This is a genomic window from Streptomyces sp. NPDC006265, assembly GCF_040613555.1.
In the GTDB taxonomy this organism is placed as follows: Bacteria; Actinomycetota; Actinomycetes; order Streptomycetales; family Streptomycetaceae; genus Streptomyces.
Genome location: NZ_JBEXSH010000306.1, coordinates 1 through 9,326 on the forward strand (window position 1 = coordinate 1; position 9,326 = coordinate 9,326).

Annotated in this window: 10 protein-coding genes and 2 pseudogenes; 7 read left to right on the plus strand and 5 right to left on the minus strand. The window is 72.0% G+C overall.

Annotation, left to right across the window (positions count from 1 at the left end):
• Positions 1-70: pseudogene (locus ABZ281_RS23730) on the minus strand (DUF6421 family protein); the annotation flags it as partial.
• Between ABZ281_RS23730 and ABZ281_RS23735 the strand changes: the two are divergent.
• From ABZ281_RS23735 to ABZ281_RS23750, 4 genes and pseudogenes are all read left to right on the plus strand, one after another.
• Positions 68-517: pseudogene (locus ABZ281_RS23735) on the plus strand (DMT family transporter); the annotation flags it as partial. The pseudogenes ABZ281_RS23730 and ABZ281_RS23735 overlap by 3 nt on opposite strands.
• A gap of 45 nt (positions 518-562) precedes the next feature.
• Positions 563-1,078: an NUDIX domain-containing protein gene (locus tag ABZ281_RS23740; RefSeq protein WP_356658429.1), complete on the plus strand. Its 516-nt coding sequence runs from the start codon at positions 563-565 to the stop codon at positions 1,076-1,078.
• Between the two features lie 38 nt (positions 1,079-1,116).
• The gene (locus ABZ281_RS23745; protein WP_356658431.1) at positions 1,117-1,509 is read left to right on the plus strand and encodes a DUF202 domain-containing protein; all 393 of its coding nucleotides are present in this window, start codon (positions 1,117-1,119) and stop codon (positions 1,507-1,509) included.
• Positions 1,506-1,841, plus strand: a complete 336-nt coding sequence (locus ABZ281_RS23750; protein ID WP_356658433.1) for a DUF202 domain-containing protein — start codon at positions 1,506-1,508, stop codon at positions 1,839-1,841. Before ABZ281_RS23745 ends, ABZ281_RS23750 begins: the two co-directional genes overlap by 4 nt.
• A 55-nt stretch (positions 1,842-1,896) precedes the next feature.
• Here ABZ281_RS23750 and ABZ281_RS23755 read toward each other — a convergent pair whose 3' ends face one another.
• Positions 1,897-2,847 carry an NADP-dependent oxidoreductase gene (locus ABZ281_RS23755; protein WP_356658435.1) on the minus strand — a complete coding sequence of 317 codons (951 nt, stop codon included), beginning with the start codon at positions 2,845-2,847 and terminating at the stop codon, positions 1,897-1,899.
• Positions 2,848-3,047: 200 nt separating this feature from the next.
• Here ABZ281_RS23755 and ABZ281_RS23760 point away from each other — a divergent pair, with 200 nt between their 5' ends.
• From ABZ281_RS23760 to ABZ281_RS23770, 3 genes are all read left to right on the plus strand, one after another.
• On the plus strand, positions 3,048-4,082 hold the full coding sequence (locus ABZ281_RS23760) for a phosphotransferase family protein (protein WP_356658437.1): 1,035 nt from the start codon (positions 3,048-3,050) through the stop codon (positions 4,080-4,082).
• A 5-nt stretch (positions 4,083-4,087) separates the two neighbouring features.
• Positions 4,088-5,302: an acyl-CoA dehydrogenase gene (locus tag ABZ281_RS23765; RefSeq protein ID WP_356658439.1), complete on the plus strand. Its 1,215-nt coding sequence runs from the start codon at positions 4,088-4,090 to the stop codon at positions 5,300-5,302.
• Positions 5,303-5,594: 292 nt separating this feature from the next.
• Complete coding sequence (locus tag ABZ281_RS23770) at positions 5,595-6,197, plus strand: hypothetical protein (RefSeq protein ID WP_356658441.1); 603 nt, start codon at positions 5,595-5,597, stop codon at positions 6,195-6,197.
• A gap of 261 nt (positions 6,198-6,458) precedes the next feature.
• Here ABZ281_RS23770 and ABZ281_RS23775 read toward each other — a convergent pair whose 3' ends face one another.
• The 3 genes from ABZ281_RS23775 to ABZ281_RS23785 form a co-directional block, all read right to left on the minus strand.
• Positions 6,459-7,052 (minus strand): TetR/AcrR family transcriptional regulator, encoded by a 594-nt coding sequence (locus ABZ281_RS23775; protein ID WP_356658443.1) that lies wholly within the window; start codon positions 7,050-7,052, stop codon positions 6,459-6,461.
• Positions 7,053-7,080: 28 nt separating this feature from the next.
• Entirely contained in the window at positions 7,081-8,745 is a 1,665-nt protein-coding gene (locus ABZ281_RS23780; protein ID WP_356658445.1) for an AMP-binding protein, read from the minus strand.
• Positions 8,742-9,326, minus strand: a 585-nt coding sequence (locus ABZ281_RS23785; RefSeq protein ID WP_356658447.1) for an SDR family oxidoreductase, incomplete at its 5' end; no start/stop codon positions are given. The genes ABZ281_RS23780 and ABZ281_RS23785, both read right to left, overlap by 4 nt.

Below are 9,326 nucleotides of genomic sequence, written 5' to 3' on the forward strand. Positions count from 1 at the left end.
GGTAGGCGAAGAGGAGCTGGCCCCCGAGGCCGTCGTAGTTGCGGACGCGCTCGCCGGTGACGGGGAAGCGGAGCGGTCCCGGCTGAGCTCCGGCCCAGTGCTGCTGGCCCTGGCCGCCGGGCTGCTCTACGGCGTGCAGGACGCGCTGACCAGGGTCAGCGGGCAGAAGGCCGTCGACGGCGGCTTCGCCGAGCTGCTCACCGGCTGGGAGCCCTACGCGGTGCTGGCACTGGGCGTCACCGGGCTGGTCCTGGTCCAGAGCGCGTTCGAGACCGCGTCCCTGCGCAAGTCGCTGCCCGCCCTGACCGCGGCGCAGCCGCTCGCCGGAATCGTCTGCGGCGTCGGCTTTCTGGGAGACCGGCTGCGCACCGACGCGGTGGCCCTGAGCTGGGAGGCCGGTGGCCTGCTGGCCGTGGTCACCGGGATCGTGCTGCTGGGTCTGCATCCGGCGATGCCGCACGGGGCAGTGGAGCGGGCCCGGGTGGCCGCGCCCGCGGTCAGCCCGGCCTCGCCCTGACGGACCCCGCGCCGCCCGGGGCGCGTGTCCTGCTTGGATGAGGACATGAGCACTGCTGACGAGATCCTCGACGTCGTCGACGAGAACGACCGGGTCGTCGGGCGGTGCCCGCGCGGCGAGGTCTACGCCCGAGGGCTGCGCCATCGCTGTGTGTTCATCCAGGCCCGGGACGCCGAGGGCCGGATCTTCGTGCACCGGCGCACCCCGACCAAGCTGGTCTTCCCGTCCCTGCACGACATGTTCGTCGGCGGAGTCGTCGGCGCGGGCGAGTCCTACGACACGGCGGCCCTGCGCGAGGCCGAGGAGGAGCTGGGCGTGAGCGGTCTGCCGCAGCCGCGGCACCTCTTCACGTTCCTCTATGACGACGGCTCCGGCCGGACCTGGTGGTCCGCGGTCTACGAGGTCCGCTGCGAGCTCCCGGTACGGCCGCAGGTCGAAGAGGTGGGCTGGTACGACTTCCTGTCCGAGGCCGAGGTCGAGCGGCGCCTGACCGACTGGGAGTGGGTGCCGGACGGGCTGGCGGCGTACGAGCGGCTCAAGGCGTTCCGGTCGGCCGGCTGAAGCGCAGGCGGACCGGGCTCCCGGGTAGGGTCGCGCACGTGATCGAGTTCGTACGGAACGTCCGGTTGTGGTTCGCGCCCGCGGAGGTCCGGGAGGACGGCCAGACGCCCGACTACCGGTTCTCGCTGGCGAACGAACGCACGTTCCTGGCCTGGCTGCGCACCGCGCTCGCGCTGATCGGCGGCGGCTTCGCCGTGGACCAGTTCCTGCCCGACCTGCGCTGGGCCTGGCGGGTCGGGCTGGCGCTCGCCCTGCTGGCCGCGGGCGTGCTGTGCTCACTGCGGGCGGTCAACCACTGGGTGCGCTGTGAACGGGCCATGCGCCGGGGTGAGGACCTGCCGGTCTCACGGTTCCCGGCGCTGCTGAGTCTCGTCGTGGCGGTCGTGGCCGTCGCCATGGTCCTATTGGTGCTCGTGGGGTGGGAGGGGTGAGGCCGCAAGCCGCCCGTCGGCAGGATCCCGACCGCGATCCCGGACTGCAGCCCGAGCGGACCCGGCTCGCCTGGCGGCGCACGACGCTGTCGGGCACCGTCGTCGCCGTGCTCGCGGTGAAGGCCGTGCTGCACGGTGGGGCGTCGACGGCCGGGGTCGTCGCGTGCGCGCTGTGCTGTGTGCTCTGGCTGGGCCTTCTGCGCGTCACCCACCTGCGCATCCGCACCCTCGCGGCCACCCCGAGCCCCGTGGCGTTCGCGCCCCGGCACGCGGCGGCCGCGGTGCTGTGCACGGTGGCGATGGCGGTGTGCGGGGCCGCCCTCGTCCTGTAGTGCCGCGGCAGGCACGGACACCCCGTTCCTCACCGGCCCTTCAGGGCGCCGTTCCTCACTCGCCCTCGCCCCCGCTCTGCCAGTCCACCGTCACGACGATCTTGCCGCGGGTGCGGCCCTCCTGGTTCAGCCGGTGCGCGTCCGCAGCACGCTCCAGGGGGAACGTCTCGTCGACGTGCACGCTCACCACACCCTGCTCCGCCAGGCCGGCCAGGTGCTGGAGATCCTGCGCGTCGGGGCGGACGAAGTAGTAGCGACCGCCGTAGTTCACGACGTCGTTGTCGGCGATCGACGCCAGACGGCCCTCGGGGGCCAGCAGGTTCGCCGACACCTTCAGCGCGTCCCCTCCCACGGTGTCGAACACCGCGTCCACCCCCTCGGGGGCCAGTCCGCGCACCCGCTCGCCGAGGCCCTCGCCGTACACCACGGGCTCCCCGCCGAGGCCCCGCACGAAGTCGTGGTTGCGCTCACTCGCCGTACCGATCACCCGGGCACCGAGGTGGAGACCGAGCTGCACGGCGATCGAGCCGACTCCCCCGGCCGCGGCGTGCACCAGGATGGTCTCGCCCCGCTTCACCTGGAGCACCTTGACGAGCACCTGGTAGGCGGTGAGCCCGACCAGCGGCAGTCCGGCCGCCTCCTCGAAGGAGAGGTTGCGCGGTTTGCGCGCGAGGGTGCGCAGCGGCGCGGCCACGTACTCGGCGAAGGTGCCTCGGGAGAGGAAGTCCTCGCGCACGTACCCGATGACCTCGTCCCCGACGTCGAACTCCGAGACGGCCACGCCCGGCCGTACGACGACGCCCGAGACGTCCCAGCCGGGCACCACGGGGAAGACGGGGGCGAGGATCCCGTCGAGGTATCCCTCGCGGGCCTTCCAGTCGACGGGGTTCACGGCCGCCGCCCGTACCCTCACCAGCACCGCGTCGGGGCCGACCTTCGGATCGCGGACCTCGCCGAACGCCAGCACCTCGGGTCCGCCGTACCGTGAGTAGCTGATGGCCTTCATGGCTCTGACCTTCCGGGCTCGTCGGGTCCCACGCAAGCCGGATGGCCTGAACGAACCGGCTGAAACCTCCCCGGTCGCCTCCCGTGAGGAGTCGTCGGCCTATCGTGGCTCCGATCACGTTTCGGCCCCGCTCTGGACGACATACCGACCGGTCGGCATCATGAGTCGGGAACTGTCCACCCTGCCCGTAGGAGCGACACATGAGCCCCGACCACCCGCCCGGACTCGATCTCGAACGGTTGCGCGGCCTGCTCGACCGCGAGCGGCCCGGCCTGGCGACCGGCCCGCTGTCCGGCCGGCTGATCGAGGGCGGACGGTCGAACCTCACCTACGCGGTCTCCGACGGCACCTCCCGCTGGGTCGTCAGACGGCCCCCGCTCGGCCATGTCCTGGCCACCGCGCACGACATGAAGCGCGAGCACCGGGTGATCAGCGCGCTGCACCCGACCGCCGTGCCGGTGCCGGAGCCGGTGCTGCTGTGCGAGGACGAGGAGGTGCTCGGATCGCCGTTCTACATCATGGAGTTCGTCGAGGGCACCCCCTACCGCACCGCCGACCAGCTCGTCCCCCTCGGTCCGGAGCGGACCCGGGGCGCGGTGCTGAACCTGGTCGACACCCTGGTCGAGCTGCACGCGGTCGACCCGGGCGAGGTGGGTCTCGCCGACTTCGGCCGGCCCGAGGGCTTCCTGGACCGGCAGCTGCGCCGCTGGGGCAAGCAGCTGGACGCCTCACGCAACCGCGACCTGGACGGCATCGACGAGCTGCACGCCGCCCTCGGCCGTGAGCTGCCCGACTCCCCCGCCCCCGCCGTCGTGCACGGCGACTACCGGCTCGACAACGTGCTGATCGGCGAGGACGACCAGATCAAGGCCATCCTCGACTGGGAGATGTCGACGCTGGGCGACCCGCTCACCGACCTCGGCCTGCTGGTCATGTACAGCATGCCGCTGGGCATGCCCGAGTCCCCCGTCTCCACGACCGCCGAGGCGCCCGGGCACCCGGCGCCGTCGGAACTCATCGAGCGGTACGCCGCCCGCTCGGGGCGCGACGTCTCCGCGGTCTCCTGGTACACAGCGTTCGCCTGGTTCAAGCTCGCCGTGATCCTCGAGGGCATCCACTACCGCTACACGCTGGGCCAGACGGTCGGACGCGGCTTCGACCGCATCGGCGACCTCGTCCCCGTCTTCGTCCGACACGGACTGACCACGCTCCACGAAGGCCTCCAGGAGGGCTGATCCACATGGACTTCGCTTATGACGCGCGCACCGAAGAGCTGCGCGCCAAGCTCCTCGCCTTCATGGACGAGTACGTCTACCCGGCCGAGGCCGTGGCGCACGAACAGCGCGAGCGGCTCGCCTCGCCGTGGGAGACCGTGCCGGTGGTCGAGGAGCTCAAGGCCGAGGCCCGCAGGCAGGGCCTGTGGAACCTCTTCCTGCCGGACTCCGAGTACGGGGCCGGGCTCACCAACCTCCAGTACGCGCCGCTCGCCGAGATCATGGGCCGCTCCCCGCAGCTGGCGCCGACGGTGACGAACTGCGCGGCGCCCGACACCGGGAACATGGAGGTGCTCACCCAGTTCGGCGACGAGCAGCAGCGCAAGCAGTGGCTGGAGCCGCTGCTGGCCGGCGAGATCCGCTCGGCGTTCGCGATGACCGAGCCGGAGGTGGCCTCCTCGGACGCCACCAACATCACCACCCACATCGAGCGGGACGGCGACGAGTACGTCATCACCGGCCGCAAGTGGTACATCTCCGGGGCGATGCACCCCGACTGCAAGATCTTCATCGTGATGGGCAAGACCGACCCGGACGGGGAGGACATCCGCCGCCAGCAGTCGATGGTGCTGGTGCCGCGCGACACCCCGGGCGTCACCATCCAGCGGGCCATGCAGGTGTTCGGGTACGAGGACCACTACCACGGCGGTCACGCCGAGGTGATCTTCGACCACGCGCGCGTGCCGGCGTCGAACCTGGTCGGCGAGGAGGGCGGCGGTTTCGCCATCGCGCAGGCGCGGCTCGGGCCGGGGCGGATCCACCACTGCATGCGGCTGATCGGCATGGCCGAGCGGGCGATCGAGCTGATGTGCCGTCGGGCCGTGTCCCGGACCGCGTTCGGGAAGGCGCTGGCCCAGCAGGGTGTGGTGCACAACTGGATCGCGGACGCGCGGGTGACGGTGGAGCAGCTGCGGCTGCTGGTGCTGAAGACCGCGTGGCTGATGGACACGGTGGGCAATCGCGGTGCCCACACGGAGATCCAGTCCATCAAGATCGCCACGCCTCGGGCGGTGGTGGACATCCTCGACCGGGCGATCCAGTTGCACGGTGCCGGCGGGGTGAGCCAGGACTTCCCACTGGCGGAGCTGTACGCCGGGGCGCGGACGCTGATGATCGCGGACGGGCCGGACGAGGTGCACCAGCGGTCGCTGGCCCGGCGGGAGTTGAAGCGGTACGTGTGACGCGCGCGGGCGGCAGCGGCGACGGGGCTGTCCCCGGCGCCCCTGCCGCCCCTTCGCGTCGACGGACGGACGCGGCCGCCCGTGTGGACGAGATGTGAAACGTCGTCTCGTGACCGGCCTTCGGGGTAAAGAGTCGGGTTCGGGGGACGTCGCGCCCCGGATCGGTTCCTCGTGGGGCCGTGGACGAGTCCGGTGGCTGCACCACGCACCCGGACTGCGGGACCGTGCATCGAGCCCAGTCCTCTTCCGTCTTCGCAAAGCGAGGTGTGGGCCACGCGTAGGGGGGCCGTACATGACTTCTTCCCCGGCCAGGCACCGCACCGACACGGTGAGCGTCGCCTCCGCCCCCTGCCCGGTGGTGGTCCTGGACGCGGACGGGCACGTCGCGGAGCTCAACGACGCGGCCGGCGCACTGCTGCCCACGGCGCGTGTCGGGCAGCCGCTGTCCTCCCCCACCTGGCTCGGCACCGCTGATCGGACCCAGCCGGTCCCCGTCAGCGGGACGGTGGGCGACCGGTCGTTCTCGGCGCGTCCCTCCGCAGCGGCCGGCGCCCGCACGGTCTGGTGGCTGATGGAGGAGACCGCCCACCGTTCCGCGGTGGGAGAGCTGGAGGCAGAGCGCGGGCGCACCCGGTTCCTCGCCGAGACCTCCACCGCTCTGCTGGCCTCGCTGAACCTGGAGCGGTGCATGGAGGTCACGGCGCGCCTCGCCATCGAGCATCTGGCCGATACCGCGCTGGTCATCGCGCCCACCGCCGCCAGGACACTACCGGTGGTCGCCTGCGACCACCGCGGCGAATCCCAAGTACGTCCAGTACGAAGGCTTTCGTCCGGCACGCCGAGAGCACGCACCGGACACCGCGGGCACCGCACAGGACGTTCGAAACGCCCCTAGCCAGCGCCCCTGACCTCCAGACGCCGGACGAATCTCCTTCGGCACCGGCCTGCATACCGTGTGCCCCGGCCCTCACGCGAGCGGCACCAACGTCGCTCCGCCGGCCGGAACGGCATCGCCTTCCACCTGGACGGCGTCGGCCCGGCGCTGAGGCGCCCGCTCGAACTCACCGGCACCTACGCGTACCTGACGAGCCCCGAGCGGTCCGGGACGTCCGCCGGGAGCCGCCACGGCCTCACCCGAGGCGGGGCGGGAGGGCCGCTACGGGCGCAGCGCGCGCAGCAGCAGGTCGGCCAGGTGGTCCGCGACCTGCTGGGGCGTGAGGGGCCCGTCGGGGCGGTACCAGGTCGACAGGTGGTGGACCGAGCCGAAGTGGTAGTCGACCACGAGGTCCGCCGGGGTCGCCCTGGAGAAGACACCCGACTCCTGGCCCTCCTCCACGAGCGCGCGGAAGCGTTCGTGGTAGCGGCGGCGCTCGGCGCGGACCTGCTTGTTCTTCTCGGGGCTGAGGTGGTGCATGGAACGCCAGAAGATCATCGCGTCGTCGAGGCTCTCGATGGTCGTCACCACGACGTCCGCGGCCGCGGACCGCAGCCGCTTCTCCACCGGCTCGTCGGCACCGGCCACGGCGTCCAGCCGCTCCTGCTGGATGCGCAGCACGCGCGCGTACACCTCGTGCAGCAGGTCGTCCTTGGAGCCGAAGTAGTGGTACAGCGCTCCCTTGGTGACGCCTGCCGCCTCGACGATCTCCTGCACCGAGGTGCGGTCGTAGCCCTGCTCGGCGAAGAGCCGGGTGGCGGCGGCCAGGAGCCGCTGAGGCACGGGCGTGCCGTCCGAGTCCGTGGTCCTGGGCACTGCCGCCACCTGCCTTTCCGTTCTGCTGTCAGTTGCCGTGCGTACGGGAACGCAGTTCCCGACGGAGGATCTTCCCACTGGCCGTCTTCGGCAAGTCGGGCAGGATCTCCACCTGGCGCGGATATTTGTAGGCGGCCAGTCTCTCCTTGCAGTAGGCGGCGAGTGCATCCGGGTCCGTGTCGGCGTCCGGCCGCAGGCTGATGTACGCCTTGACGGTCTCCCCGCGGTACCCGTCGGGCACTCCGACGACGGCTGCCTCGCGCACCGCCGGGTGCGTGTAGAGGACGTCCTCGACCTCGCGCGGCCACACCTTGAAGCCGGACGCGTTGATCATGTCCTTCTTGCGGTCGACGACGTAGAGCCAGCCCTGTTCGTCCATGAAGCCGATGTCGCCGGTGCGCAGTTCGGCGCCGGGGAAGGTCTCGGCGGTGGCGTCGGGGCGGCGCCAGTAGCCGGGCACGACCTGCGGTCCCCGGACGACGATCTCGCCCTGCTCGCCGAAGGGCACCTCCTCGCCGGCGTCGTCGACGATCCGTACGACCGTGTCGGGGCCGGGCAGTCCCACGGCGAGGGTCCCGGACACCGGGTCGACCGGCGCCTCCAGACCGGGCGGCACGGAGGCGCAGGGCGCGGTGCACTCGGTCAGTCCGTAGCCATTGCGAATGTACGGCCCGAAACCGGCCCGGAACTTCTCCACCAGGGCGGGCGGCAGCGGGGCGCCCCCGGAGGAGATCACCCGGAAGGAGGAGAAGTGGTCGCGGGTGACGGAGGGGTGAGCGGCCAGCGCCATGAAGGCCGTGGACGGTCCGACGGTGTAGTGCGGGCGGTGCTCGGCGAACGCGTCCAGCACCACGCCGGACTCGAAGCGGTAGACCAGCACGAGTGTGCCTCGGCTGTTCAGGCAGGCTCCGAACTGGCAGACCATGCCGGTGATGTGGAACAGCGGCGCGAGCGCGAAGTACACAGGCCCTTCGGGCAGCCCGAGGCCGGTCCGCTGCCGCTCGGCGTTGTACATGATGTTGCCGTGCGTGTTGGTGGCGCCCTTGGGCGTGCCGCTCGTGCCGGAGGTGTAGCTGATCAGCGCGATGTCGGAGGGGCCGGGGTCACGGTCCTCGGGCGCCTTGTGCCCGGCCCGCGCCACGGTCACGAGGTCGTCGGCGTCGGGGGCCTGCGGCAGGCGCTCGAAGGTCAGCACGCGCGCGTCGTCGCGGCTCTGGAAGTCCAGCTCGCACCCCGTGAGCACGATCCGCACGGGCGAGTCGGCGGCCGTCTCGCGCAGATACGACTCCCAGGCCCGGTCCGAGCAGATCAGCGCGGCGACCTCGCCGTCCCGCAGGACGTGGGCCACCTCGCCCGACTTGTACATCGGGTTGACGGGCACGACGACCGCGCCCGCCTTCCACGCGCCCAGCAGGGCGAGCACGAAGTGCGGGGTGTTCTGCAGCAGCACCGCGACCCGGTCGCCGCGCCGGAGACCACGGGCCGCGAGGTGCCCGGCGACGGAGTCGCTGAGCTCGTCGACCTCCCGGTAGGTCAGCCGGCCGTCGAAGTAGGCCAGGAAGTCGCTGCCGGGCGTCTCGGCCACGGCGGCGCGCAGGGCGTGCACCAGGGAGCCGGCCGGGCTGATCTCGCCCTTCTGGGCGTCGCTGAGCAGGCCGAGCCAGGGCTTGGCCGCGTATCGGGACTCGGTCACCGGGCCTCCTCCCACTGCTGCTGGATGCGGCTCATACCGGACAGCCACCGATCGGGGTCACCGGCCCGGGCCTGGTGGTAGGCGGCTACCTCGGGGTGCGGCAGGATCAGGAAGCGGTCCTCCTCGATGCCCTCGAGCAGCGCGTCCGCGACGGCCTCCGGCTCGATCGCGGACGGCCGGAGCACGAGATCGCCCGCGCTGCCGGTGGCGGCCAGCATGTCGGTGCGGACGCCCTGCGGGCAGATCGCGTGGACCTTCACACCCCGGTGCCGGTACGTCAGGGAAAGCCACTCGGCGAAGGCGAGCGCGCCGTGCTTGGTCACGGCGTAGGGCGCGGCGCCGATCATGGTGAGCAGCCCGGCGGCGGACACCGTGGAGACGAACCGGCCGCTGCCGCGCTCCAGCCAGGCGGGCAGCAGCTCCTGCGCGGCCCGCACATGCGCCATGACGTTCACATCCCAGGACAGGGCCCAGGCCTTCTCGTCCAGCGGCTGCCCGGGCTCGATGCCGTCGGCGGCGACACCGGCGTTGGCGCAGTAGACGTCGACGGTCCCGCCGAGTGCGTCACGGGCGTCGCCGAC

Bases quoted from the DNA above. Each gene is read 5' to 3' on its own strand.
- ABZ281_RS23760 (WP_356658437.1), top strand. From the start codon at position 3,048: ATGAGCCCCGACCACCCGCCCGGACTCGATCTCGAACGGTTGCGCGGC.
- ABZ281_RS23755 (WP_356658435.1), bottom strand. From the start codon at position 2,847: ATGAAGGCCATCAGCTACTCACGGTACGGCGGACCCGAGGTGCTGGCG.
- ABZ281_RS23740 (WP_356658429.1), top strand. From the start codon at position 563: ATGAGCACTGCTGACGAGATCCTCGACGTCGTCGACGAGAACGACCGG.
- ABZ281_RS23770 (WP_356658441.1), top strand. From the start codon at position 5,595: ATGACTTCTTCCCCGGCCAGGCACCGCACCGACACGGTGAGCGTCGCC.
- ABZ281_RS23765 (WP_356658439.1), top strand. From the start codon at position 4,088: ATGGACTTCGCTTATGACGCGCGCACCGAAGAGCTGCGCGCCAAGCTC.